Source organism: Actinomyces ruminicola (assembly GCF_900103885.1).
GTDB lineage: Bacteria > Actinomycetota > Actinomycetes > Actinomycetales > Actinomycetaceae > Actinomyces > Actinomyces ruminicola.
Window position 1 is genome coordinate 68,721 of record NZ_FNIM01000008.1, and the last position, 25,441, is coordinate 94,161.

22 protein-coding genes are annotated in these 25,441 nt (G+C 70.1%); 8 read left to right on the top strand and 14 right to left on the bottom strand.

Annotated elements, in window-relative coordinates:
* Window positions 1–55: 55 nt before the first annotated feature.
* Window positions 56–1,651, bottom strand: coding sequence for an Hsp70 family protein (locus tag BLR49_RS07865; protein ID WP_092536021.1), 1,596 nt, complete (start codon window positions 1,649–1,651; stop codon window positions 56–58).
* Window positions 1,652–1,953: 302 nt separating this feature from the next.
* On the opposite strand from BLR49_RS07865, the gene BLR49_RS07870 reads away from it, so the two are divergent.
* From BLR49_RS07870 to BLR49_RS07885, 4 genes are all read left to right on the top strand, one after another.
* The gene (locus BLR49_RS07870; RefSeq protein ID WP_092536024.1) at window positions 1,954–3,180 is read left to right on the top strand and encodes an inorganic phosphate transporter; all 1,227 of its coding nucleotides are present in this window, start codon (window positions 1,954–1,956) and stop codon (window positions 3,178–3,180) included.
* Entirely contained in the window at window positions 3,177–3,413 is a 237-nt protein-coding gene (locus BLR49_RS07875) for a hypothetical protein (protein WP_092536029.1), read from the top strand. The genes BLR49_RS07870 and BLR49_RS07875 overlap by 4 nt, the downstream gene beginning before the upstream one ends.
* 72 nt (window positions 3,414–3,485) lie before the next feature.
* Window positions 3,486–5,015: a glycoside hydrolase family 32 protein gene (locus BLR49_RS07880; RefSeq protein WP_092536032.1), complete on the top strand. Its 1,530-nt coding sequence runs from the start codon at window positions 3,486–3,488 to the stop codon at window positions 5,013–5,015.
* 214 nt (window positions 5,016–5,229) lie between these two features.
* On the top strand, window positions 5,230–7,236 hold the full coding sequence (locus BLR49_RS07885; protein ID WP_176760814.1) for a sucrose-specific PTS transporter subunit IIBC: 2,007 nt from the start codon (window positions 5,230–5,232) through the stop codon (window positions 7,234–7,236).
* 131 nt (window positions 7,237–7,367) lie between these two features.
* On the opposite strand, the gene BLR49_RS07890 is transcribed toward BLR49_RS07885, so the two are convergent.
* The 5 genes from BLR49_RS07890 to BLR49_RS07910 form a co-directional block, all read right to left on the bottom strand.
* Entirely contained in the window at window positions 7,368–8,372 is a 1,005-nt protein-coding gene (locus BLR49_RS07890; protein WP_092536038.1) for a LacI family DNA-binding transcriptional regulator, read from the bottom strand.
* 346 nt (window positions 8,373–8,718) lie between these two features.
* A complete protein-coding gene (locus BLR49_RS07895) occupies window positions 8,719–9,438 on the bottom strand; it encodes an ABC transporter ATP-binding protein (RefSeq protein WP_245690552.1) in 720 nt (239 codons plus the stop codon).
* The gene (locus BLR49_RS07900; RefSeq protein ID WP_092536044.1) at window positions 9,435–10,565 is read right to left on the bottom strand and encodes an FtsX-like permease family protein; all 1,131 of its coding nucleotides are present in this window, start codon (window positions 10,563–10,565) and stop codon (window positions 9,435–9,437) included. The genes BLR49_RS07895 and BLR49_RS07900 overlap by 4 nt, the downstream gene beginning before the upstream one ends.
* A 275-nt stretch (window positions 10,566–10,840) precedes the next feature.
* Window positions 10,841–11,035: a helix-turn-helix domain-containing protein gene (locus tag BLR49_RS07905; RefSeq protein ID WP_218121330.1), complete on the bottom strand. Its 195-nt coding sequence runs from the start codon at window positions 11,033–11,035 to the stop codon at window positions 10,841–10,843.
* 390 nt (window positions 11,036–11,425) lie between these two features.
* On the bottom strand, window positions 11,426–12,550 hold the full coding sequence (locus BLR49_RS07910) for a 6-phosphofructokinase (RefSeq protein ID WP_092536047.1): 1,125 nt from the start codon (window positions 12,548–12,550) through the stop codon (window positions 11,426–11,428).
* A gap of 162 nt (window positions 12,551–12,712) precedes the next feature.
* Between BLR49_RS07910 and BLR49_RS07915 the strand changes: the two genes are divergently transcribed.
* Window positions 12,713–13,066, top strand: coding sequence for an RNA polymerase-binding protein RbpA (locus BLR49_RS07915; protein ID WP_092536050.1), 354 nt, complete (start codon window positions 12,713–12,715; stop codon window positions 13,064–13,066).
* Here the strand turns inward: BLR49_RS07915 and BLR49_RS07920 are convergent.
* From BLR49_RS07920 to BLR49_RS07950, 7 genes are all read right to left on the bottom strand, one after another.
* Window positions 13,048–13,848, bottom strand: a complete 801-nt coding sequence (locus tag BLR49_RS07920; protein ID WP_092536053.1) for a polyprenol monophosphomannose synthase — start codon at window positions 13,846–13,848, stop codon at window positions 13,048–13,050. The two genes, BLR49_RS07915 and BLR49_RS07920, sit on opposite strands and share 19 nt — an antisense overlap.
* A 38-nt stretch (window positions 13,849–13,886) precedes the next feature.
* Window positions 13,887–15,461, bottom strand: a complete 1,575-nt coding sequence (gene lnt / locus BLR49_RS07925) for an apolipoprotein N-acyltransferase (RefSeq protein WP_092536056.1) — start codon at window positions 15,459–15,461, stop codon at window positions 13,887–13,889.
* Window positions 15,458–18,367: a DEAD/DEAH box helicase gene (locus BLR49_RS07930; protein ID WP_092536061.1), complete on the bottom strand. Its 2,910-nt coding sequence runs from the start codon at window positions 18,365–18,367 to the stop codon at window positions 15,458–15,460. The genes lnt and BLR49_RS07930 overlap by 4 nt, the downstream gene beginning before the upstream one ends.
* 62 nt (window positions 18,368–18,429) lie before the next feature.
* A complete protein-coding gene (gene tatC, locus BLR49_RS07935; RefSeq protein WP_425425762.1) occupies window positions 18,430–19,266 on the bottom strand; it encodes a twin-arginine translocase subunit TatC in 837 nt (278 codons plus the stop codon).
* Between the two features lie 135 nt (window positions 19,267–19,401).
* A complete protein-coding gene (gene tatA / locus BLR49_RS07940; RefSeq protein WP_092536067.1) occupies window positions 19,402–19,716 on the bottom strand; it encodes a Sec-independent protein translocase subunit TatA in 315 nt (104 codons plus the stop codon).
* 107 nt (window positions 19,717–19,823) lie between these two features.
* The gene (locus BLR49_RS07945; protein ID WP_092536070.1) at window positions 19,824–20,786 is read right to left on the bottom strand and encodes a helix-turn-helix transcriptional regulator; all 963 of its coding nucleotides are present in this window, start codon (window positions 20,784–20,786) and stop codon (window positions 19,824–19,826) included.
* 1 nt (window position 20,787) lies between these two features.
* On the bottom strand, window positions 20,788–21,849 hold the full coding sequence (locus BLR49_RS07950) for a helix-turn-helix transcriptional regulator (RefSeq protein ID WP_092536218.1): 1,062 nt from the start codon (window positions 21,847–21,849) through the stop codon (window positions 20,788–20,790).
* A 67-nt stretch (window positions 21,850–21,916) separates the two neighbouring features.
* Between BLR49_RS07950 and BLR49_RS07955 the strand changes: the two genes are divergently transcribed.
* From BLR49_RS07955 to hisG, 3 genes are all read left to right on the top strand, one after another.
* Window positions 21,917–23,119: a DUF3866 family protein gene (locus tag BLR49_RS07955; RefSeq protein ID WP_092536073.1), complete on the top strand. Its 1,203-nt coding sequence runs from the start codon at window positions 21,917–21,919 to the stop codon at window positions 23,117–23,119.
* A gap of 43 nt (window positions 23,120–23,162) precedes the next feature.
* Window positions 23,163–23,426, top strand: a complete 264-nt coding sequence (locus BLR49_RS07960; protein WP_092536221.1) for a phosphoribosyl-ATP diphosphatase — start codon at window positions 23,163–23,165, stop codon at window positions 23,424–23,426.
* Between the two features lie 78 nt (window positions 23,427–23,504).
* Window positions 23,505–24,350: an ATP phosphoribosyltransferase gene (hisG, locus tag BLR49_RS07965; RefSeq protein WP_092536076.1), complete on the top strand. Its 846-nt coding sequence runs from the start codon at window positions 23,505–23,507 to the stop codon at window positions 24,348–24,350.
* Between the two features lie 45 nt (window positions 24,351–24,395).
* On the opposite strand, the gene BLR49_RS07970 is transcribed toward hisG, so the two are convergent.
* The gene (locus BLR49_RS07970; RefSeq protein WP_092536079.1) at window positions 24,396–25,433 is read right to left on the bottom strand and encodes an ABC transporter substrate-binding protein; all 1,038 of its coding nucleotides are present in this window, start codon (window positions 25,431–25,433) and stop codon (window positions 24,396–24,398) included.
* Between the last annotated feature and the right edge of the window lie 8 nt (window positions 25,434–25,441).

Sequence of the window (25,441 nt, forward strand, 5' to 3'; positions counted from 1 at the left end):
GACGGGTGCCGCCCGGCCCACGCAGGGTTTCGGGGCGGGCGGCACCCGTCAGGCGTCACGCGGTGCGGCGCCCCAGCACGTAGGTGCGGGAGTAGCCGTCCGAAAGGTCCGTCAGCGTCACGTGAATGAGCCCGGCGCCGTCGATGTCGTAGCGCTCCTCGATCAGCGGACCTCCGCCGAGGCGGTGCACCGGCACGGTTTTGAGCTCGTCGACGTCCCGCAGGCCGCGGTCAAAGGGGAACAGCACGTCCTCATAGGGGGCGAGCTGTCCGCGTGGCTCACCGGCCTCGTCCACCCCGGCGCACTCGACGAAGCGGTAACGCCCGACATTGTGAACCGCGGGGTAGCGGCGGGTGATGACCGTGCCGCTGGCGCCGTCGGCCCGCTCCTGCACCGACTCCTGGGTCAGGAGCGCGTCGAAGACGGTGCGGGCGCCGCCATCGGCCTCTCGGAACACGCCGAAGCCGCGGGAGAGGCGGTCGGTCAGCGCCACCGTGGCCGTGCGGTCGGCGGCGATCGCCAGACCGATTGCGGTGGAGGCGCCCGGGTAGGGGGAGCGGTGCACACGCCTACCGAAGCGCTCCCGCAGCAGCCGCGGGACCAACGGGAAGGCGGAGGCGCCGCCGACCAGGTAGATGCCGGCGATATCCGCCAGATCCGGCCCGCCATCGTCCAGGCGGCCGATCAACGGAGCCATGGTGTCCAGGCTGCGCTGAATCAGGGGAGTCGCAGCCGCATAGAAGTCGGCCGCCGGGAGCACCAGATCCCTTCCCCGCAGGGTGATGACCAGCCGCCGTGTCTGCGGCGCCATCGCCTCCTTGGCGTCGCGGCACTGATCGAGCAGGTCGTCCAGCTCCCTCGTAGTCAGCTCCTCCTCGGCGACGCCGCCGCATTGGAGCGAGAGCTGTGCGAGCAGCAGGTCCAGGTCGTCCCCGCCCAGGTCGCCGGCACCCCGTGAGGCCAGTACCTCGTGCAGCTGGCCGCGCACGTCCACCAGCGAGGTGTCGAAGGTGCCGCCGCCCAGGTCGTAGACGAGCACTCGGGTGCGGCGGGAGGAAACGGTCGCCGACTTGCGGTGGGTGTACTCGAAGCCGGCGGCGCTGGGCTCGTTCAGCATGGCGGTGACGTGGAAGCCGGCCTCGCGGAAGGCGTCCAGCGTGATCAACCGCTGGGCGCCGTAGGCGTGGGCAGGCACCGCGACGACGATATTGGCGTCCTCGCCCGCCGGGTCCGCCCCGTCGAGCTCATAGGACGTCAGCAGCTGGGAGCGCACGGTGGCCAGGTAGTCGGTCAGCAGCTCGAAGACGGTGAAGGTGGCGTCGCCGATTCGGACCGGTGTCTGCGCGGTCACGGTGGGGGAGGACAGCACTCGTTTGAGGCTGCGCAGCAGCGGCGCACCGCGGCGGGCGGCCGCACGCGCCTCGAAGCCGTGCACCAGCCCGTCGGCGGTCAGCGCGGTCAGCGACGGGAAGAACTCATGGATGTCGCCCTCGGTATCCGTGAAGCCGATGACGGGATAGTTGCCCCGGTCCGCGCGGGCCACGACGGTGCGCGTCGTGCCGAGATCGATGCCGAGGTCCAGGGGCGCGGACGGAGCGCGCCGACGCTTGCGGGTCTGCCGCGTACTGTTGCTACCACTTCGGGCTGCCATGGGAGTGACCCTATCGCTCAAGCCCGTCGCGCGCCCGGTGGCTCGACGGGGTGCCGGTGAGGTGTGGGCCTCTTCGCGCCCGGCCCGGACGCGGGTGTGAGCAGGCGCACCGGACGAGCTCGGCGGGCGTCGTCGAGGCCACACCCCGAGTGAACAGTTGGTGAATTCCAGTCGTCTGAGCTACAGCCGCACTTACCCCGGGGGTAAGAATGACAGCGGGTCGCGTTACCGCGGCCCGGGCCGAAGCAGTGCTCGGAGGACTCCGGCATGGGCGCAGGCCCACGTATCGGACCGGAAATGGCATGAGTACAACCCTTTTCATCGTGGTCGTGGTCATCGTCACAGCGTTGATCTTCGACTTCACCAACGGCTTCCACGATTCGTCCAACGCCATGGCGACCTCCGTAGCCACGGGCGCCTTCACCCCCAGGCGCGCCGTGCTGGTAGCCGCCATCCTCAACGTGGTGGGCGCCACACTGTCCACCGAGGTGGCCAAGACGATCTCCCACGGTATGTTCGACGACTCGCTGATTCAGGCAGCGCCTGCAATGGTGTTCGCCGGCTTGGCCGGCGCGATCCTGTGGAACCTGGCCACCTGGCTGCTGGGCCTGCCGTCCTCCTCCTCCCACGCGCTTTTCGGGGGGCTGATCGGCGCCGTGGTAGTCGCCGCCGGATTTCAGGGAGTGCACTGGGGCACCGTCCTGTCCAAGATCATGCTGCCCGCCCTGATCGCCCCGGCTGTGGCCGCAGCGGCGTCGGCTCTCGCCACCTGGGTCAGCTACCGGATCACCGGGCCCACGGACAAGTTCGGTGACAAGATGTTCCGCAACGGCCAGCGCATTTCCGCCTCCATGGTGGCCCTGGCCCATGGCACCTCCGACGGGCAGAAGACCATGGGGGTGATCACTCTCGTGCTCATCGCCGCCGGATACCAGGAGGCGGGATCCGCACCGTACTGGTGGGTCATACTCGCCGCCGGCGCGGCCATCGGGCTGGGCACCTACTCCGGCGGGTGGCGCATCATGCGGACGATGGGCAAGGGCCTGGTCCACATCGACCAGCAGCAGGGATTCGCCGCGGAGACGACGTCCACCGTCGCCATCCTGGCCTCCTCCCACCTCGGCTTCGCCCTGTCCACCACGCACATCTGCACTGGATCGATCCTCGGCACAGGTATCGGCCGAGGCGCCAAGGTCTCTTGGGGCACCTTCGGCAAGATGGGCGCCGCCTGGCTCATTACGCTGCCATGCGCCGCCGTGGTTGGCGCCGTCACCTCCTTCATCGCCGTCAAGGGCGGGGTCATCGGCACCATCGCCGTGATTGTGCTGCTGCTGCTCAGCGCCCTGCTCATCATCCGCCAGGCCAACCACAACAAGGTGGACTTCTCCAACGTCAACGACGCCGACAAGGTGGTAGTGGCCAAGCAGACCGACCCGGAGCTGGGGCGGCCCCCAAGGAGCCTGGAGCAGGTCAAGCGTGAGCTGGTGGGAGCCGGCTCCGGCGACCGGGGGACAGGGGCGCTGGTATGAGCATCGACTGGTCCTCGCTCGCCCTGGTCACAGTCGTCACCGTAGCCGGGGCGGCCTTCATCCTGGCGGTGACCTCCGCGGCGGTGCGCATGCTCGCCGCCGTTCGGATCAAGCGGCAGGCCGGTGAGGTCAAGGGCCTGCACGCCGCCGAGGTGGCTGCCGGCTTCTTCATCGCCTGCGTGGTGGGGATCGCCGTGTTCGGGCTGTGGCTGCTGATCCCGTACTTCCACTGACTTCCACCGGGCCTTGAGGGACGTCGTCCCAATCGGCTCCTGCACCCAGGCGGCGGCTGTTAGGGTCACCGCATGACCGAGGATCTGAGGGCGGCCGCCCTGGAGGCAATCACCCGCTCGCACGCACTCGCCGACCCCGACTACCCTTTGGTGCACCTGGCACCGCCGATCGGTCGGCTCAACGACCCCAACGGCCTGCTGGTCGACTCCGGCACCTACCACGCCTTCTACCAGTTCAGCCCCTTCCATCCACACCGCAAGCTGGTGTACTGGGGACACGCCTCCTCCCGCGACCTGCTCCACTGGACCCACCACGACCCGGCAATCATCCCGGACTCCTTCTACGACCGCTCCGGCGCCTACTCCGGCGGCGCCGTCGTACTGGAGGGCGATGAGCTGCACGCGGCCCCCGCTGAGGCGCCCTACCAGTTCTTCTACACCGGTAACCTCAAGGACCCCGTCACCGACGAGCGCACCGCCAGCCAGTGCCTGGTCACCAGCCCAGACCTGGAGCGCTTCGACAAGTGGCCGGACAACCCGCTGCTGCCCGACCATCCTGCCGGCTACACGGCCCACTTCCGCGACCCCCAGGTGTGGCGCGATCCCGACTCCCCGGGCAGCTTCCGCATGCTCCTGGGTGTGCAGCGCGAGGACCTGACCGGAGCCGCGCTGCTGTACCGCTCCAGCGACCTGCTCTCCTGGCAGCTGGAGGGCGAGCTGACCTTTCCCGACGCCGGAGGTGCCTTCGACCGCTTCGGGTACATGTGGGAGTGCCCCGGTCTGGTGCGGCTGACGGATGAGCTGACCGGCCAGGTGCGGGACGTGCTGATCTGGTGCCCGCAGGGCATCGAGCCCGCAGCCGAGGGCTACGAGAACATCTTCCCCTGCGTCTACACCGTTGGCCGCCTGGTGGGAACAGAGCTGCGCGAGTGCGACGGCACCTTCGCCGAGGTCGACCGCGGCTTCGAGTTCTACGCCCCCCAGGCCTTCGCCCGGCGCCCCGGCGAGCCCGGTCCCGCCACTCTGGTGGGTTGGGCCGGCAACGCCTCCGAGGACGACCAGCCGTCGATCGATACCGGCGGCTGGGTGCATGCTCTCACCGTGCCACGCGTGCTCACCCTGCGCGGCGGGCGCCTGCTGCAGCAGCCGGCGGTGGCGCTGCCCGAGGACGCCCCCGCGCTGAGCGTTGTGGGACAGCAGCTGGAGACCACCACCGCCATCCGGGAGCTGGAGGGGCACCGCTCGTGGCGGCTGCGCCTGGAGGCTGATCCCGCCGCCGCGCGGTGGGGTCTGCGCATCGGCGACGAAACGTGCTACGTGACCGTTGAACTGGTTTCGGACGGCGACTCGACGCGGCTGGTTGTGGACCGTTCCCACTCGCGCTACACCCAGCACGGGGATATCCGCACCGTTACCCTGCCGACGGGGACGCAGCCGCGGCTGGAGGTCCTGCACGATCGCTCCCTCACAGAGGTGTTCGTGGGCGACGGGGAGATCGCCTTCACCCTGCGCAGCTTCGTAGCCCCAGGAGCCTCGGGCGCCGGCCTCATCGCCGACGACCGGTTGGTGCCGAAGGGGGGTAGCGCCGTCGTCTATGACTGACGCCGGGCCGGGTCTGCCTTGAGTCCACAAGCCGCGCTGTACCGGTGAATTGTATGGCGAGAACAGTTGCGGACTCCGGGGAGGCCAGGTAGCCTGACCAACGTTTGACACAGGTCTACGCGCTGAGATCGGTCACCGACCTCCGCGCACCGGAACCCTCCGTCGAGCTCAATGCAGAGTCATCAGTTCCCACAGAAAGGAAGCCCGGGTGGCAATGGATCACGCCCGCGTGGCGAATGACGTCCTGACGTACGTCGGTGGCGTCGATAACATCAACGCGGCCGCACACTGTGCGACCCGCCTGCGCCTCGTCCTGAATGACATGGACAAGGTGGACCAGAAGGCGCTGGACAAGGACCCTGATCTCAAGGGCACTTTCGTTGCCGGTGGCATGTTCCAGATCATCGTCGGTCCCGGAGACGTCGACATCGTCTTCGAGCAGATGGTCAAGGCCGGCGTCAAGGAAGTGTCCAAGGATGAGGCGAAGCAGGAGGCCGCCAAGAGCGGCAACATCGTCTCCCGCTTCATCAAGATGATCGCGGACATCTTCGTCCCGATCCTGCCCGCCCTGATCGCCGGCGGTCTGATGATGGCGATCAACAACGTACTGACCGCGAACGACCTCTTCTTCAAGGGCGACTCCCTGGTCGGGCGCTTCACCTGGTTGGCCGACTACGCCGAGCTGATCAACATGATCTCCTCCGCGGCATTCGCCTTCCTGCCCGTGCTGGTCGGCTACTCGGCCACCAAGCGCTTCGGGGGCAACGTCTACCTCGGCGCGGCCATGGGCGCGGCCATGGTCTCCACCTCGCTGCTTTCCGCCTACAACATGGCCGACGAGGCCGCCGCCCAGTCCTTCTGGGAGTACATGGGCGCCTCCGACACCTGGAGCCTGTTCGGCCTGACCGTGGACAAGATCGGCTACCAGGCGATGGTCATCCCGGTGCTGTGCGTCGCGTGGATCCTGTCCACCATTGAGAAGTGGCTGCACAAGCGCCTGTCCGGCACCGCGGACTTCCTGCTGACGCCCCTGATCACGATGCTGGTGACTGGCTTCCTCACCTTCGTGATCGTCGGCCCGATCACCCGGCAGCTGTCCATCTGGATCACCGAGGGCCTGGACTGGACCTACAACACGCTCGGCCCCGTCGGCGGCTTCCTCTTCGGCCTGGTCTACTCGCCGATCGTCGTCACCGGTCTGCACCAGTCCTTCCCGGCCGTTGAGATCCCGCTGCTGCCCGTCAACGGCGGCGTCGGCGACTTCATCTTCCCGATCGCCTCCATGGCCAACGTGGCCCAGGGCGCCGTGGCGCTGGCGGTCTTCGCGCTCACGAAGGACGCCAAGATGAAGGGTCTTGCCGGTGCCGGTGGTGTCTCCGCCGTCTTCGGCATTACCGAGCCGGCCATCTTCGGTGTGAACCTGCGGCTGCGCTGGCCCTTCTTCATCGGTATGGGTGCGGCCGCCATCGGCGGCGCCGGCGTGGCCCTGTTCAACGTGCGCGGCGCCGCGCTGGGCGCGGCCGGGTTCGTCGGCTTCGTCTCGATCATCACCGAAAAGATCCCGATTTACGTGATTCTGGAACTGGTCACCTTTGCGATCGCCTTCGCGGCCGCCTTCATCTACGGCCGCACGCCCAAGGGCCAGGCCTCCTTCGCGGCTGACGACGAGGTGGACGAGGCCGCTCTCGAGGCCGAGGCCACCAAGGCCCACGCGGCGACCGTCGAGCTGCCGGCCGAGGCTGCCACCGACTTCACCATCGCCTCGCCCATTCAGGGCCGCGCCGTGCCGCTGTCCGAGGTGCAGGACCAGACCTTCGCCTCCGGCATGCTCGGCCCCGGCCTGGCGGTGGTGCCGGACTCCGGTCCGGTGGTCTCCCCGGTCGACGGCGAGGTGCTCGTGGCCTTCCCGACCGGTCACGCCTACGGCCTGCGCTCGGCCAGCGGCGTCGAGCTGCTGATCCACGTCGGCATGGACACCGTTGAGCTGGGTGGAAAGCACTTCACCCCGAAGGTCTCCGCCGGTGACAAGGTGCTGCGCGGCCAGCCGCTGGTTGAGGTGGACTGGGCCGGTGTGACTGCTGCCGGCTACCAGACCGTCACTCCGATCGTGGTGTCAAATGCGACCGCTTTCGCCGGCGTCATCGACGAGCACACTGGCGCGGTGGCGCGCGGCGACGCGCTGTACGCCGTCGCTCCCGTCACCGAGCCGGTGGGCGCCTAAGCCGCGCGTGTAGGACCTACCGAGTCGTGTAAGCGAAGGCCGGTGGCCGCCCCGGGAAACTGGGGCGGCCACCGGCCTTCGCATCCCCCCCCCACGCCGCGGCGTGGGGAAGTGGCGGGAGAAAGCGACGGCTACGTCGTCTTGCCGGGAAGCAGCTCGCCGGGCAACTCGATGGGGAAGTCCACCGGAGCGGCATCCTCATTATTGGCCTGGGCCTGAATTTGGGCCAGCAGCACCTCGACGGCGGTGTGTGCGATGTCGGTCAGGGGCTGACGGACCGTGGCCAGGCCGGGCAGGGCGCGCCTAACGGCGGCAGTGCCATCGAAGCCGATCACCTTGAAGTCCTGCGGCACGCGCCGCCCATGGCGCTCGGCCCAGTCCAGCACCGCCGCGGCGGACAGGTCGTCGGTGGCGAAGACGGCGTCGATGTCCTCAGCGGCCGCATCCAGATGACCGTCGATCAGCCTGGCCCGCTCGGCGTCGGGGGTGTGGAAGTCGACCGTGAAGATCAGCGGCTCGATGCCGGCCTCACGCAGCACGGTTCGGTAGCCCGCTTCACGGCGGTTGTGTCGGCCTGTGCGCGAGGTGAGCAGCGCGGGTCGGCGGGCGCCGCGGTCCAGCAGTAGGCGGGTGGCGTCCCGTGCGGCCGGCTCGTTGGCGCAGCGAATATTGGGGATCTTGGGGGAGAGGTCCCGATCGATCGTCACCAGCGGCATGCGGACCGTCTGGTACTCCTCGAGGTTCTCGTTGTGGGCGCCGGAGATGATGCCGTCAACGCGGTGGGAGACAAGCAGGTCCAGGTACTCGCGCTCCCGGTCTGCGCGTCCCATCGAGTTGCACACGAGCATGCGGTAGTGGTGGTCGGCCAGTGCGTTCTCGATCTCCGCGGCCAGCTCTCCGAAGAAGGGGAGTGCCACCGTCGGAACGATCACGCCGATGATGTTGGTCGACTTGCCGTGCAGCGCACGGGCGACCTGGTTGGGCCGGTAGTTGAGCTGGGTGATGGCCTTGGCGACCCGATCCTTGGTCGCCTGGCTGAGGTATCCCCGGTTGTTGAGCACCCGGGAGACGGTGGTCAAGGAGACGCCCGCGACTTCGGCGACGTCGGCAAGCGTGGGTTCGCGACGTACGACCAACGGCAACTCCTTTGTGAGACTGTGGACTTCATGAACCTGTGCGCCCGGCCTTAAGGATTTGTGCGGTTGCCCGACAAATCCGGCTCAAGCCTAGCCCGGGCGGGCCGACTGTGTGTGCCCGGCGGCCCGCTGGCCGCCGTGGCCATGGCTATGTCATGACATTCTAGACCAAATTGTGGGGGTGCGGATCCGTCCCGGAGGAACATCGGTACGTTTCGTGCAGTCGGCTCGCGATGAGCGGGTCCGGCGTCTCCTCGCAACAGATGGTCCGTACTGGGCAAGCATATGTCGCACTGGCGGCTTCGGTGTACATGACCTGCACGGACGTGCGGGGGAGCGCCAGGTGCTACGGCAACTCGATGTGTTCCTGGTCACTGAGCGCGCCGTCGTGCATGACCATGACTCGGTCGCATACCGGCAGAATCCGTTCGTCATGGGTGACCATTACCGTGGCCTTGCCCAGCTCGTGCGTCTGCTGCGCAAGTAGCCGTGCCACGTCGTGGGCTCGGTGGGAGTCCAGTGCCGCCGTGGGCTCGTCGGCGAGGATCACCTTGGGGTCGTGGTACACGGCGACGGCGATAGCGGCGCGCTGCTTCTCGCCTCCCGACATCTGGGACGGGTATGCGTGCACACGCTCACTGATGCCGAGGGCGTCCAGCAACTGGTCGCGACGCTCCGCCGCGGTGGTACGCCGAAGCACTCGGTCATGCAGGGCGAACTGGTCGGCCAGGGTCAGGAATGGAACCAAGCCCGAAGTCTGGAGTACGAACCCGAGGTACTGCCGACGCAGTTGCGCCCGTTTCTTCTCCGGCAGCGTGGAGAACGGCTGCCCGCCGATCTCCACGCTGCCCGTGGTCGGTGTGCGCAGTCCACCCATGACGGTCAACAGAGTCGACTTGCCCGAGCCAGAGGGCCCCAGAATGCCTATGAGCTCACCGCCGCGGACCTCCAGGTCGGTGGCCCTGAGTGCGTGCACGATCTCCTTGCCCTGGTGGTAGTCACGAGACACCCCGGTCAGCCGCATCGCCGCTGCTCCTGGTGCGCGCCGGATGGCGTCGTCCTTCATGAGATCGCCTCCACCGGGTCAATGCGGGCGATTACGCGTACCGACGCCAGTCCTCCCAGGACCGACACCAGGATGAAGGCGAGAGCGATCATGGCGTTGAGCCCCGGAGACAGCCTGAATGGAACGGCATCCGGGAGGATGACCGAGGTCAGCAGGGTCAGCAGCAGCCCTACCAGGACGCCTGCTGCCGCAAGGACCGCGGTCTGGGCGCCTCCGGAGCGGATCAGGTAGCCGGTCGGGACCCCGCGCGCACGCAGAATGCCCAGCACCGGGCGCTTCTGGAGGGTGAGCACGTAGAGGAAGATCCCGAGTACGAGTGAGGCCACCAGGACGAGAGCGCCGATCATGAGGGTGAAGGTCAGCACCTGCGCGGAGTATCCGGGCAGCGTCTGAATCAGCTCCTCGCTCGTCAAAAGCGATAGCCCAGCTGCCGGAGCCGCCGCGGCCGCCTTGGAATCCGCGGTAATGTCGCGGTCGAGCACGACGGCGCTGGTCGCGGGGGACAAGGCGGCCGGCCCGTTGTCCCTCAGGGCCTTCGCATCCATGGTAAGGATTGGGGCGGCCTGGAAGGTAGTGGCCCGAGTCAGGCCGGTGACGGTCCACTCATGATCCGAGCCCAGGAGCCTCACCGTGTCGCCGACGGCCAGCCCCTCCGCCTGCAGACTCTCGTCGGCAAGGACTTCCCTGGTGGGATCGGTAATCCTGGATCCGGAGACGACGGCGGGGGAGAGCCGCCCGTCCAGGTCGATGCCGAACGCGAAGACGTCGGTCTTGGAGCCGTTCTCCGGGGCGTCCGGCCCGGTTTCCGGGTCCGCCTCCGCGGAGAGCTGCGCCACTGCCGGAACAGAGACGAGCGTCGCTGCAGGCGTGTCTGCATCCTCGGCGATGGCCATGGCGGAGGCAACTTGGGCGTCGGTCATTCGTGAGGCCGAGATGCTCTCGTTGGATGCCTCGGTGACGATGACGCTGCCGGCGCTCCAGCTGTCCACAACGGCCCGGTAGGAGCCGGCCAGGCCGGATGCGAGCGAGGCGAGGAAGAAGGTGAGGTAGGTGATCAATGTGATTACCGAGGCGACCAGCGCGAAGCGGCCGGGCTCATGCCTTATCTCACGCAGAGCAAGAAACACCGAGACTCCTTTGGGCTCCCTTAGTAGTTCGTACCGAGGCGCTGCCGGACCGGCCCGGCTCGGCACGGCCGGACCAGGTGACGGTCCGCCAACCGCGGTACACGTTGCCCCCTTTGGCAGGGCTTTCCGTATGAGCTCCATGTGAGCCCCGTCGGAATGGGAGAGGAGCGCTCGCCCAAGACCGGGCGACTCGCGACCGCGGGCGCGCCGGCGCCCGGCTACTTCACCAGCACCGGAATGACATAATGTACATTATCGGCGATTACTGGGGGCGCCTACTTGCCGTAGCGGCGGTGGACGGCCTGCTTGCTGATGCCGAGCGCGGCTCCGATCGCCGTCCAGCTGTGGCCGGCGTTGCGGGCTCGGCGTACGGCGAGCTCCTCAGCGGCGTCGAGCTCCCGGCGGGCGCGCACGATACGTCCGAGTTCCTTCAGGGGCGAGTCGTCGGCTGCGCCTATCAGAGTCTTCATGGCGTCAATTTTAGTTGACTGCCCTGCCGGTGGCAATCGTTGTTCTACGGCAAGCGTCTGATTCTGGCGAAATCGCTGGGTACTTTGGCCGCGGGCCGGGCGGCCGACAATGCGGTTCCGGCTGTGTGGCTCACCCCGCTGCTGTGCGACGAAGAATGCGCGAATGACATAAGTAGGGCTGAGGCGCCTGCCCTCCTCGCGGCTGGGCGTGGCGACTGGCGCGAGGAGCTAGGACTGCTGCACACCCGGACCGCCGCAGTCTCCTCCTTCGCCGCCGACCTGAGCAGTTCGGTTCGGCAGGCTACCTGACCGAGGCCGCCCGTGGGCGGGGGCTCGGCACGCGTCTGCTGGAGGCGCGCGCGGCGACGGCGCCTCCAGGCTCCATCCAGGTCAGTCCCCCAGCGCCGTGCCCACCGCGCGGGCGGCCTTGATCCACTCGTGGTCGCGCGGCACGTACTTGACCTTGCCGGCGACCTCCTTCAGCGGGACCAGCGCGGTGTCGTGCCCGCGGTCTGCGACCATCACTCCGTACTTGCCGGCTGCGATCGCATTCGCCCCGGCCACCCCTAGGCGGGTGCCCAGCAGCCGGTCGGCGGCATTGGGGGTGCCGCCGCGCTGCACGTAGCCCAGGATGGACACCCGTGCCTCCAGGCCGGTGGCGGCCTCCAGCTGCTCGGCCAGGGTGAAGGTGTTGGCGCGGTGCGAGGACTCCAGCGCCTTGACCCCCTTCTTGGCCATGGCCTTCAGCTCCGGGCTGGAGGCGTCCTTCACCAGTGCCTGGGCGTGGGCGAGCTCCTCGGCGTCCTTCACGCTGCGGGCGCCCTCCGCCACGGCCACCACGGAGAAGGTGGATCCGTGCTTGCGGCGCCGCTCGATCCGCTCCGCGATCGCCTCCACCGAGTAGGGCACCTCCGGCAGCAGGATCACGTCCGCGCCTCCGGCCACGCCCGCCCCCAGGGCCAGCCAGCCGGCGCGGTGGCCCATGATCTCGGTGAGGATGATGCGGTGGTGGGAGTGCGCCGTCGAGTGCAGCCGGTCCACCGCCTCGGTGGCGATCTCCAGGGCGGTGGCGAAGCCGAAGGAGGTGTCGGTGCGCACGATGTCGTTGTCAATGGTCTTGGGCAGGTGCAGCACATTGATGCCGGCATCCATCAGCCGACGGGCGTTCTTGGCGGTGCCTCCCCCGCCCAGGCACACGAGCGCGTCCAGCTTGTCCTTCTCGACGTTCTCCACGATGGTGGGGATCATGTCCCGCACCTCGCCGTCCACCACCATGCGGTGAACCTTGTCCCGGCTGGTGCCCAGCATGGTGCCGCCGGTGGTCAGGATGCCGGACAGGGCCTTCGCGTCCAGCTCGGTGTACCGGTTCTCGGCCAGGCCGCGCATGCCGTCGCGGAAGCCGATCAGCTTCCAGCCGTGCTCGGCGATCGCCGCCTTGCCGAAGCCGCGGATCGCGGCGTTGAGTCCGGGGGCGTCGCCGCCGGCCGTGAGGATTCCGATACGCTTGGTTGTCATGGCGCCAAGTATGCCGCAGTGCGCCACGCGGCAAGGGCGTTCCGGCGTCGCCGATCAACCGGGGACGCCGGTGCGTCGCGGCGGGAATGCGTCGGGGCGCCCACGCGTTATCCTCTCGGCAGTTGAAGCACATCGATTACATCGAATAGGAAGGGCACAAGCATGGCGGACCGCGCACTGCGAGGCATGACGATCGGCGCGAAGTCGATGGAGTCCGAGGAGGGCGTGGAGTTCGCCGCCAGGCAGAACATCACCTATGAGTGCCCGCTCGGCCACGTCACCACCGTGCCCATGTCCATGGAGGCGGAGATTCCCCAGACCTGGGAGTGCCCGGAGTGCGGCCAGGCCGCGGCGCTGCGCGGAGAGGACGAGCCCGAGTCCGAGGAGCCGAAGAAGGCGCCGCGCACGCACTGGGACATGCTGCTGGAGCGCCGCGACATCGAGGACCTGAAGGTACTGCTCGACGAGCGCCTGGAGATGCTGCGCTCCGGCGAGATCTACCGCGAGCGCTTCTGAGCGGTACGCACCCGCTTGTAGGCGCCACGGGCGGCCTCGCCCGCGGAGGCCGCCCAGCCGGCCAACTGCGCGCCACGCTTGGCGATCCCCCACTTGGTGACCAGGACCAGCTCCTCGGAGAAGATTCCGCCCGAGAGCTTGGACCGGCCGGCCTCCCGCTCACGGAACGTGATGGGCATCTCCACTATGCGTCCGCCGGCGTCCGCCACCAGCTTGGTCATGTTTACCTGGAAGCCGTAGCCGAGTGCCTCTACCTCGCCCAGGTTGAGCCGCCGCAGCATGCTGGCGCGGTACACCCGGAAGCCGGCGGTCGCGTCCTTGACCCGCAGTCCCAGCATGGCATTGATGTACAGGTTGCCGCCGCGAGAAAGGGCCACGCGGCGGGCATCCCAGCCGGCGGTAGCGCCACCGGACACCCAGCGCGAGCCGATCACCAGGTCGGGCGCATCGGCCATCTCGGCGCGCTGAATCAGCAGTGCCAGATCCTCCGGGCGGTGCGAGCCGTCGGCATCCATCTCGCAGATGAGCTCATAGCCGGAGGCCAGCGCCCAGGAGAATCCCGCCAGGTAGGCCGGACCAAGCCCATTCTTCTCGGTGCGGTGCAGCACGTGGATGTGGTCATCGGCCTGGGCACGGGCGTCGGCCAGCCGACCGGTGCCGTCGGGTGAGTTGTCGTCCACTACCAGGATGTGCGCCTCGGGCGCTGCGTGTCGCACCCCGTCCAGCGCCCCCGCCAGGCTCTCGATCTCGTTGTATGTGGGAATGACCACCAGCGTCTTCACGATCCTGCTCCTGTCCTTTGCTGGGGCTTCGAGTCCGCTCACGCCCGCCGCAGACGACGCCGGCGCCGCAGACGTGACACACCGGACACCATACCGGCCACGGCCAGCAGCGCGGCACTCCCCTCCAGGGCGAGTCCGGGCAGGGCGCCGAGGCGGTCGGCGACGGTGACAGAGGTGCGCAGCGGCACGTCGGCGACCAGGGCCGCCTGCGTGTAGGGCTGGGTGCGCTGTTCGACGACGCCCCGAGGATTGATCACCGCGGTCACCCCGACGGTGGAGACCTGCACCAGCGCGCGCCCGTGAATCACCGCCTGGACGCGTCCCTGCGCGAGCTGCTGCTCGGCCTCGGAGGAGTGCAGGAAGCTGGCGTTATTGGTCGGGATGACAATGAGCTCGCCACCCTGCTCGACGCCGTCGCGCAGGGTGTCCTCGTAGGCGACCTCGAAGCAGATTCCCATGGCGAGCTTGACGTCCCGGTCCTGCACGGCGGCGTGGACGGTGAGCGTCTGCGGGCCCGTGCCGGGCTCCAAGTCGGTGCCGATGCGGTCGACCTGGCCGCTCAGGTGGCGCAGCTGCTCGCGCAGCGGCACGTACTCGGCGAAGGGAACCGGGCGGTGCTTGCGGTAGTACTCCCCCGCGCCCTGGCCCGGGGACCACACCAGCATGTCGTTGTAGCGCACGTTGTCTGCGTAGGAGATGGCTCCCACCAGCACCGGTGCCCCGACGGCCCGGGCGGCGGAATCGACGAGCGCGGCCGAGGCGGAAAAGTCCCGCGGATCCAGGTCGGCGGCGTTCTCCGGCCAGATGACGACATCAAGGGTGCCCCAGCCGACGTCATCGGCCAGGACCAGGGTCGCCTCGGCGTGGTTGCCGGTCACCTCCAGCGCCCGGTTGAAGGCGTCCTCGAACTCCTCGGCGACATTGCCCTGCACTGCGCCGACGCGCAGGGTGCCGTCCTGGGCACTGCCATCCACCGGTGCCAGCACGGGCGCGAAGACGACCAGGCCGGCCAGGGATGCCGCCAGCAGCGCATCCAGACCGCGCCGTCGGCGCAGTGCATGTGCGGTCTCCGCCAGGGCCCCACCCGCGCACGCGACCAGGGCGGTGAGCCCGGCCGCTCCCCCGTAGGCGGCGAAGGGCAGCATGGGCGCGTCCGCCATGGCGAAGGCGAGCCTGCCGAAGGGGAAGCCTCCCCACGGCCAGGACGAGCGCACCTCCTCCACCCCGCACCAAAGCACGGTGAACGCCAGTATGCGCGCCAGCACGGCCGCGCCCCCGGGCCGCTCCAGGCGGCGAATCCGGCCGACGAGTGCCCAGGCCGCACCGAAGGCAGCGAGATAGAACGACTCAACCGCGGTCAGGGCCGCCCAGCCGACCGGATTGCCCATGGCCACCGCCGTGAAGTGCAGCAGCGGCGTGAACAGGGCGAGACCGAACACCAGCCCGAGCCCCGCCCCCGCCCAGGGGCCGCGTGCGCGCAGCACCGAGGCCAACACCGCCAGCCCGAGAGGGGCCGCCCACCACGCCCCAACTGGCGGGAACGCCGCCCACACGGCCGCTCCGGCGCAGCCGGCGGCGAGCAGCGGGGCCAGGCGGCGCGGGCGCGGTTTCATACGGAGGACCAACTGACCACTCCCCTGTTGACGTCCAGGCAGGCCTCGGCGGCGGTTGCGGCCAGCCGGGCCAGGCCGACTCGCTCCCCCGCTCGCGCTCCGGAGGTGATGGTGGCGAGCTGGCCGAGCACGTCGAGGAGCTGCTTGCACCAGCGCACGAAGTCCCCGGCGGTCAGGTCCGTGTCCTCCAGAACGCCGGCCAGGTCGGCGCCGTCGGCCCAGGCCCGCACCGCCCCGGCCAGGGCGGGCTCGGCACCGGTGGAGGGCTCCACTCGCTCAAGCGCCTCCAGGTCGCTGATGCGGCGGGAGAGGACCAACTCGCGGCGCAGCACGTCCCCCAGCCGGGAACCGGGCGCAGCCGACAGGCCGAGCGACGCCGCCGCCAGGCGCGGCTCATACACGCAGGCGGACACTGCCGCCGCCAGATCCGCTGGTCCGAGGCCGTCCCACAGCCCCTGGCGCAGGCACTCGGCGACCAGCAGGTCGCGCTCGGCGTATACGCGTGCCAGCATCCTTCCGGCAGGGGTCACCCGCAGCTCGCCCTCGGGGCGAGCCCGGTCGGCGGGAACCAGGTAGCCGAGCTCGAGCAGCACCCTGCACACCGCGTCGAACTGGCGGGCGATCGTGCCGGTACGCCTGTCGACCCGGGCCTGGAGGCGGTCGAGCTCCGCTTGCACGCGCACCCACCGGCGTCCGACGCGGGCGTGCTCCTCCCGGTGGGGGCAGGCGTGGCACGGGTGCGCGCGCAACTCGTGGCGCAGCCGCTCCAGGCGCTGTGCCGTGTCCTCGTCCCGGCGGTGGCCGCGGCGGGAGCCGCGCTCGGTGGAGGCATCGAGGTTCCCGGCGCGCAGCGCATCCAGAAGCCGGTCCGCCAGACGGTCCCGCTCCCGTGGGCGCTGCACGTCGACCGTTTCGGCCACCGGCAGCGAGCCGACCCGGGTGACGCCCTCGGGAGCGTTCTCGGGGGTGAGGGTGTGCACCCGCCTGTCCTCGCCGACCACGGTCAGGCGTGGCTCGCCGGTGTGCTCGCTGTGCTGGGCGACGACGACGCCGTGCCGGTGCCGCCGACCGGTGCGGTACAGGATGACGTCGCCGCGGGTGAGCGCTCCGATGGAGCGGCCCGCCTCGTTGCGGCGCGCCGCCCGGTTACCGCGGGACTGATCGGCCTCGGCGTCACTGATGCGTTGACGCAGCAGGGCGTACTCGCCGAAGTCCCCCAGGCGGCAGGCCATCTGCTGCTCAAGCGCCTCCAAGCGGCGGCGCTTGCGGCGGATCTCCGCGGCCAGCTCAACCACACCCCGGTCGGCCTGGAACTGGGCGAAGGAGGACTCCAGCACCTCCCGGGCGCGGGCACGCGGCATCCGGGCCAGGAGATTGACCGCCATGTTGTAGGTGGGGTGGAAGGCGGACACCAGTGGGTAGGTGCGGCGGGAGGCGAGCGAGGAGACGAAGGCGGGCTCGGCGTCGTCGGTGGCCAGAACGACGGCGTGCCCCTCGACGTCGATGCCGCGCCTGCCGGCGCGACCGGTCAACTGGGTGTACTCGCCGGGGGTCAGGTTCACGTGCGCCGAGCCGTTCCACTTGCGCAGCGATTCCAGCACCACCGTGCGGGCGGGCATGTTGATGCCCAGCGACAGCGTCTCGGTGGCGTACACGACCTTGACGAGGTTGGCCGCGAAAAGCTCCTCCACGGTCTCCTTGAACACCGGCAGCAGGCCGGCGTGGTGGGCGGCCACGCCCCGGGTGAGCGCGTTGGCCCAGGCGTGGAAGCCCAGCACCCCCAGGTCCCCGGCGGGGATCTCCGCGGTGCGCCGGTCGATGATCTCGCGGATCCGGCGGGCCTCCTCCGCGGTGGTCAGGTCCACGCCGCGGGTGACCGCCTCGCGGACCGCGTTCTCGCAGCCGGCGCGGGAGAACACGAACACTATGGCGGGCAGCAGGTCGGCGCGGTCCAGTGCCTTGATGACGGCCAGGCGCGAGGGCGGGCGCAGGCGGGCGGTGCGCGCGCCGCCGTCGCCGCGGCGCGGGGGGCGGCCGGCGGAGCTGCGCCAGCGGCCGCCGCGTCCCGGGGAGCTGCGCCGTCCCGCCACTCCCCCGGTGTGGCCAGCAGCCGGTCCCTCTCCCGCGGCGGCGCGACGCGCGTCTCGGACGGCGCGCAGCAGGTCCGGGTTCAGCGGCGGCTGGGCGGCCAGGCGCGCCTCCTCGGCGGCCGACTCGGGGACCACCGGCAGCGAGTACAGGGGCAGCAGCCGACGTCCTACGAGCATGTGCTGAGTGAGCGGGACCGGACGGTGCTCGGAGACCACCACCGCGGTGCGGCCCCGTACCTGCCCGAGCCAGTCCCCGAACTCCTCGGCGTTGGAGACCGTGGCGGACAGCGAGACCACCTGCACCTGAGGAGCCAGGTGGATGATTACCTCCTCCCAGACCGGGCCGCGGAAGCGGTCGGCAAGGTAGTGGACCTCGTCCATGACCACGTAGCCGAGCCGATCCAGGTCGCGGGCCCCGGAGTAGAGCATGTTGCGCAGCACCTCGGTGGTCATGACGATCACGTCGGCATGGGGGTTGACGGAGGTGTCGCCGGTGAGCAGGCCGACCCGCTCGGCGCCGTGACGGGCAACCAGGTCGAGGTACTTCTGGTTGGAAAGCGCCTTGATCGGGGCGGTGTAGAAGGCCTTCAGGCCCTTGGCCAGCGCCAGGTGGACCGCGAACTCGCCCACCACGGTCTTGCCGGCGCCGGTGGGTGCGGCCACCAGCACGCCCTCGCCGGCCTCCAGGGCCCGGCAGGCGTCGTTCTGGAAGTCGTCGAAGGGGAAGTCGTAGGTGGCCGCGAAGCGGGAGAGCTCGGTGCGCGCCTCCGCCTGACGACGGCGTGCGGCGGCATAGCGTTGTGCGGGTGAGCTCATGGGTCAACCCTATGCGCGGCCCAGGACCTATTCGCGCAGTGACAAGCGGGCGGCGAAGCGATTCAGGCGCCGGTGTCGGCGGAGGTCTCTGCCAGGGCGGCGTCCAGGGCCGCATCCTCCTCGGCGCGGCGCTTGGCGACGTGCTTGTCGTGCCGGATGGAGATGTAGCAGGCCAGGAAGTACAGGCCGGTGATCGGGATGGCCATGAAGATCATCGACCAGGGGTCCGGCAGCGGGTTGGCGAAGGCCATGAAGGTGAAGATGCCGACCACCGCCCAGCGCCAGCCCTTGAGCATGGTGCGTCCCTTCATCACGCCGAGCCGGTTCAGCGCCACCATGATCTCCGGCAGCAGGAAGGCGGCGCCGAAGGCCAGCACCAGCCGCAGCACGAAGGACAGGTATACCGAGGCATCCATGATGCCGGTGGAGGAGGCGGTCTTCGGGATGAAGCCGGTGAGGATCACCGCCGCGTGCGGCATGATCCACATGCCCAGGGCACAGCCGGCTGCGAACAGCAGCAGTCCGACCACGCCGAAGGCCCAGGTGTAGGCCTTCTCCTTGCGGGTCATGCCGGGGCCGACGTAGGCGAAGAACTCGTAGATCCACAGCGGCGATGACAGCAGCACGCCCAGCCAGATGGAGACCCGCAGGCGCATGTCGAAGGAGGACAGCATGGTGGAGAAGTTGATGTTGAGGTTGGCGCCGCGGGCATTGGCGACCTCAACGGGGTGGGTGATGAACCGATAGGCCTCGTCATAGAGGAAGTAGCCGACGACGGCCATGACGGTGATGCCGATCGCCGAGATGAACAGCCGGTTGCGCAACTCGCGCAGGTGCTCCCCGATGGACATGATCGCCTCGGGGTTCTCCCTGCGCCTGCTACCGGGCAGCTTCGGCATATGCGGCACGGTTACTACTCCTCCCGGATATCACGGCGGTTCCGGGCCGGATACGGGGCCATGCTCCGGGTCCCCGCCGGCCTGCTGGTGTTGTGTCGGCTGCGAAGCGGTGGCGCGGCGCAGCCGACACCCGCGTCACTGCTGGACGGTGCCGTCCGTGTACTGCTGCGGCTGGGGGGCCTGCCCCTGCTGCGGGGGAACCGCCTGCGGAGCGGCCTGGCCCGGCTGCGTGGGCTGCGTGTAGTAGGTGCCCTGCTGCGGCTGCTGCGGAATCTGGGCCGGGGGCTGCTGGACGGCGGGGGCGTCTTCATCCTCGCGCAGCTCCTTGACCTCCTTCTTGAACACCTTCATCGACTTGCCGATGCTTCCGGCGATCTCGGGAAGCTTGTTGGCGCCGAAGATGAGAAGGACGAGGACAAGCAGGACGACAATGTGCGTGGGCTTGATCACGACGCTGCTCCTTTCGTGGGGCTCACAACTGAATGAGCCCGCATGGTACGCCACGAGTCTAGCGTTTCGCCGGTGGGGGCCCGTACACCAGGCGGCGGTGTTCCACCCTAGGCGTATCGGCCCGGTTTGGCGTGCACCTCGGCGTCCAGCGCCAGGGCGCGCCGCGCCGCCGCGCCGGCGGTGGCGGCCAGGTCCGCGGGCGCGACGGCCCGCAGGTGCCTGCCGGCGGATAGCAGCAGGCCCACCAGCCAGGCCCGGTCGCGCCCGCGCACACGTACGTGCAGCGCGCCATCACGGTCGGTGCGCACCTGCTCGCAGGGGATCTGCTCTGCGAGCCAGCGGCCCGACGGCCTCAGGACGAGCGTGGCCTCCGGCTCGGCCGCCGCCTCGCTCCGCTGGGTGCGGTGGGCCGTTGCCGGATCCGGCAGCACCTCGGCACTCAGGATGCGGTCGAGCCGGAAGGAGCGCTCCGCCCGCGCGGTCAGGCACCAGGCTCGCAGCGTCAGGTGAGTGCCGTCGCTGCCCAGCTGGAGGGGGTCGACGTCGCGTTCGGAGCGGGTGTCGGTGGCTGAGACATAGGCCAGGTGCAGGCGTCGGCGCTCGGCCAGCGCGCGGCGGACGGTCCGCAGCACGCCGGAGGCCGGGGCGTGCGGTCCGGCGGGGGCCTCCACGTCCACGGCGCCCAGGGCCTGCCGCAGTGCCCGGTGGGTACGCCGCAGTGTCTCCACGGCGTCGGGGTCGTCGGCCAGAACATCGGCGAGTACGCCCAGGGACAGCAGCAGGGCGACCGCCTCCCGGTGAGACAGACGCACGGGGCGGTCTAGGCCCAGTGGCGCGGTCAGGCTGAGTCGGCCCGCCTCGAAGGCGGAGGCGGAGAAGTCCACCAGGTCGTCGGGCATGCCGCCGGGCAGGCCCGAGACCCACAGGGTGTCCACGTCCTTGCGGATCGTCTCCGGGGTGACGCCGAAGTGCGCGGCCGCCTGCGCGAGGGTGGCGCCGTCGTGCTCGGCCACCCAGGCGGGCAGGGCGAGCAGCCGCACGAGCCGGTCGGTGGAACTGGGGCGGGCCACTTCACACCTCCTGGGGCTGCGGGGAGGCGGTGAGGGCGGCGACGGCGTGCAGATGTGCGAGCACGTCGTCACGCAGTGCCTGCGGGGCCAGCACGACCACGGCATCCGCCAGCGCGGCCAGCGCTCCGGCGAAGGCGAAGCGATCGGAGAATGCAACGTGTATCACGTCCCAGTGTGCGGGCAGTCGCCCTGCCAGTTCCGGCAGCAGCTCCCCCGCCGGCTCCGGCAGGCCGTGTGGTGCGGGGCGCGCGGCCAGCTCGGCGGCGCCGTAGGTGGCCAGAGCGCGCGAGCGCAGCTGCAGGGCCCGGTCGGGCGCGACCGCGATCAGCGCCCCCGTAGGCACGGGGGCGGGTGCTTCGGGAATCGGGAAGGCGCCGGCCTCGGAGACCGGGGATACCGGTCCGACCACACGGGCCAGGCGGAAGGTGCGCTGCTGCCCGGAGGCGCGATCCAGGCCATCCAGGTACCAGGCGCCCTCGCTCATGCGCAGCCGGTGGGGCTCGACGACGCGGGCACCCACCCGCCCGGAGCCGGCCGACGCATAGTCGAAGCTCACGCGCCGACGCTCCTGGACGGCGGCGGCGAGCTCGGCGGGGACCTGCCCGCCGGAGACGTCGCTGCCCAGGTCGATGCTGAGGTCCGGCAGCGCGCCGGCGTCGGCGTCGGCACCGGCCACGGCCCGAATCTTGGTCAGAGCGCGGCGGGCGGCCGGGGTCAGTGCCCCGGAGCGCCAGGCGGAGGCCGCCAGCTCGACGGCGGCGGCCTGCTCGGCGGTAAGGGACAGGTCGGGCAGCGCGTAGTCGGCGTCGGTGATGCGGTAGCGGGTCTCCTCCCCCTGCCCCGTGGTGGTGAGCTCGATGCCCAGCTCCCGCAGCACGCCCTTGTCTCGTTCAAACATGCGGTCGGCGGAGGCGCCGGCGTCGGGGTGGTAGCCGGCGACCGTCTGGATGATCTGCGTCTTCGTCAGGCCGGTGGCGGTGTTGCGCAGCGCCAGCAGCAGGTTGACCTGACGCTCCTCGGCGGGAAGGGCCGCCGGGTCGGGGTGAGGCACGGACTGGGGCACGGTGCCAGCGTAGGCGCTGCGGCTGCGTAGCAGCGGGCGGAACACCCGGGTGGCTTAGGCTGGTCCCATGATGTGGCGTGACGGGGACGTGCTCAAGGTGCGGAGTATCTGGGGACCTTCGGGCCGGCGCTGCGCCGAGGTCGAGGTGCGCATAGTCTCCGCTCCCCCGGGAGCCACCGTGCTCGGTGACGGCGAGCCGTGCCGGGCCATCGCCTACGAGTCGCTGACCGGCCTGCCGGAGCCCGGAGAATGGGTGCGGCTGGAGGTCTCGGCACTGGCCCGCGGCCTGGGCACCGGCGGCCACGCCATGGTCACCGCCCGGCCGAGCCTGCTGCCGGCCGATCCGGCGCCGGGCGGGCACCTGGTCAAGGCCCGCTACATGCCCGACCAGGTCATGGTGACCGGGGTTGATGAGCAGGACACGCCCGCCCACGCGCTGCTGTCCGCGCCTATTGAGACCCTGACGCTTGCGGACGCGCCGGTGGTCATCGCCGATCTGCATTCCGCGCTTCCCGCCGTGCTCGCCGGCTTGCGCGCCCCGGAGCCCACGTCCACGAGGCCCGGCTCTACGGCGACGGAGCCGCGGGAGCTGCGCGTCGTCTACGTCATGACCGACGGGGGCGCCCTGCCACTGCCCTACTCGAGAACCGTGGCCGCGCTGCAGCACTCCGGTGCGCTGGCCGGCACGGTCAGCGTGGGGCAGGCCTGGGGCGGGGACCTGGAGGCCGTCAGCATCCACAACGGGCTGCTGGCCGCCCGGCACGTGCTGGGCGCCGACGTGATCGTCGTCGCCCAGGGGCCCGGCAACCTCGGCACCGACACCCCCTGGGGGTTCTCCGGGGTGGCCTGCGGCGACGCCGTCAACGCCGTCGCCGCACTCGGGGGCCGCCCGGTCGCCTGCCTGCGCGTCTCCGAGGCGGACGCCCGGGCGCGCCACCGCGGCATCTCCCACCACTCCCTGACGGCCTACGGGCGCGTGGCCCTGGCGGCCGCAGACGTCGTAGTCCCGCGCCTGCCCGGAATCATCGGGGAACAGGTCGACCAGCAGGCCGAGGCGCTGTGCGCCCCGCGCCCCCGGGGAGCCACGCACCGCCGGGTGGACGTATCCGTCACGGGACTGCCCGAGGCACTGGCCGCCGTGGAACAAGACACCGGTGTGCGGCTGAACACCATGGGACGCGGGCTCGAACAGGACCCCGCCGCCTTCCTGGCCGCGGCGGCGGCCGGCCGCCATGCCGCCCGCCTGGTCCGCACCCTCCCGGGTATCTGAGCGGAGGAGCCGACCGGCCCCGGTGCTGCACTACGCTGTGCCCATGAAGACCTTCGAGGACCTTTTCGCCGAGCTGCAGGACAAGGCCGTCAACCGCCCCGCGGGTTCCGGGACGGTTGATGAGCTTGACCGCGGCGTACACTTCATCGGGAAGAAGCTGGTCGAAGAGGCGGCCGAGACCTGGATGGCCTGCGAGCACGAGTCGGATGCGGCCGCCTGCGAGGAGATCAGCCAGCTGCTCTACCACACCCAGGTGATGATGCTGGCCAAGGGCTACACGCTGGAAGACGTCTACCGCTACCTGTGAGGCGCCGAGCCTTCCCTCACCGCCGGACTCCGCTCCGGCCCGAATTCACCCACCACCCATAACACAGTCAGGACCACCGTGCTGCGCATCGCCGTCCCCAACAAGGGCTCCCTGTCCGAGCCCGCGACCACCATGCTCTCCGAGGCGGGATACCGCACTCGCCGCTCCGGCCGGGAGCTCGTCCTCGTCGACGACGCCAACCAGGTGGAGCTGTTCTTCCTGCGTCCGCGTGACATCGCCGTGTATGTCGGTCAGGGCACCGTGCACGCCGGCGTGACCGGCCGCGACCTGCTGCTGGACTCGGGCGTGGAGGCGATCGAGCACCTCCCGCTCGGCTTCGCCCGCTCCACCTTCCGCTTCGCCGCCCCCTCCGGCACTATGAGTTCGCTGGCCGACGTCGAGGGCAAGCGGGTGGCCACGTCCTACGACGTGCTGGTGCGCAACTACCTGGCCGCGCAGGGAGTCAGCGCGCAGACCGTCCACCTGGACGGCGCCGTGGAGTCCTCGGTGCAGCTGGGGGTGGCGGACCTGATCGCCGACGTCGTGGAGACCGGCTCGACGCTGCGGGCCGCCGGTCTGGAGACCTTCGGGGAGCCGATTCTGGCCAGTGAGGCGGTGCTGATCACCACCGAGCAGTACCGCGACGAGCCCGGCCTGGCCACGCTCGTGCGCCGCCTGGAGGGGGTGCTGCGGGCCCGCTCCTACGTGCTGGTGGACTACGACATCCCCATGAACCGCCTGCACCTGGCCAGCGAGATCACCCCGGGTATTGAGTCCCCCACGGTCTCCCCGCTGCAGAACCCCGACTGGGTGGCCGTGCGGGCGATGGTCCCCCGCAAGGACGCCAACCGCATCATGGATGAGCTCTACGCCATCGGCGCGCGCGCCATCCTGGTCTCCTCCCTGGTGGCCTGCCGGCTGTAGGGCCGACCCCGCCGGGCCTTCGCCCGGCCCTCCCGGGCGTGCGCGTCAGACGGTCAGCAGCGGTTCGCAGACGGCGTCGGAGGTAACGGTGCTCTCGCCCAGCAGCCCGTGGCCGGACAGGAAGTCGATGGTCTCCCCCACCTGCTCGGGCACGAGCGCGCCCACCACGGCGTCCTCGCTGGGCCGCACCAGCTCGCCCGTGGCCACGGCCACCTCGCGAGCGTTTTCGGCCTGGGTGGTATCCACCAGGTCCGGCACGTACGCCTTGGTGGCGCTCACGGCCGCGTCGGGGTCGTTCACGAAGGCGGTCATGCCGACGGCGGAGGCCGCCACGGCCGCCTCCAGCTCACCGCGCCTGTCGGCGAGTACCTGGGCGGTGGTGACCAGGGAGGCGCCCAGCAGCGGCACCTTCTCGCCGATCTCGATGACGCGTACCGGCATGCCGTTCCGGGCGATCTGGACGGCGTCATTGTTGGAGAATCCCGCGATCGCATCCACCTTGCCGCCGGCCAGGGCGGCCTGCTGGGTGTAACCGATCTCCTGCACCTCGACGTCGTCCTCGGTCAGCCCGGCCGAGGACAGCGCCACCAGCACCGAGTACCAGGTCTCCCCGGTCTTGCCGGGTGTGCCGATCCGCTTGCCCCTGAGGTCTGCCGGCTGGGTGATGTCGGACTCCTCGGGGACGATAATGCAGCCGGGGTAGCGCTGGTAGTAGCCGCCGATGATCACCAGCTCGTTGCCGTTGGAGGCGGCCACGATCGCCTCGTCGCCGCCGGCGACGACGATGTGCTCGGTTCCGGCCAGCAGCGCGTCGAACTGTCCCTCCTGCTCTCCGTGGTGGCGCAGAGTGACGTTATCCGCGTACTCGCCGTCGGCCAGGGCAAGGTAGAACGGGGCGAACTGGACGTTCGGGGTGTAGGTCATGCCGATCACGAGGCCAGAGGCCGCGGCGGAGGCCGAGGCGGTCTGGGACCGGGCGCCGGTGCCCGACGCGCAGGCGGCGAGCAGGCCGGCGGCACCGGCTCCCAGGGCGGTCAGCAGCGTGCGGCGGGTCATTCCCGGACGGGGGGCGGGGGCGGTCATAGGTTCCT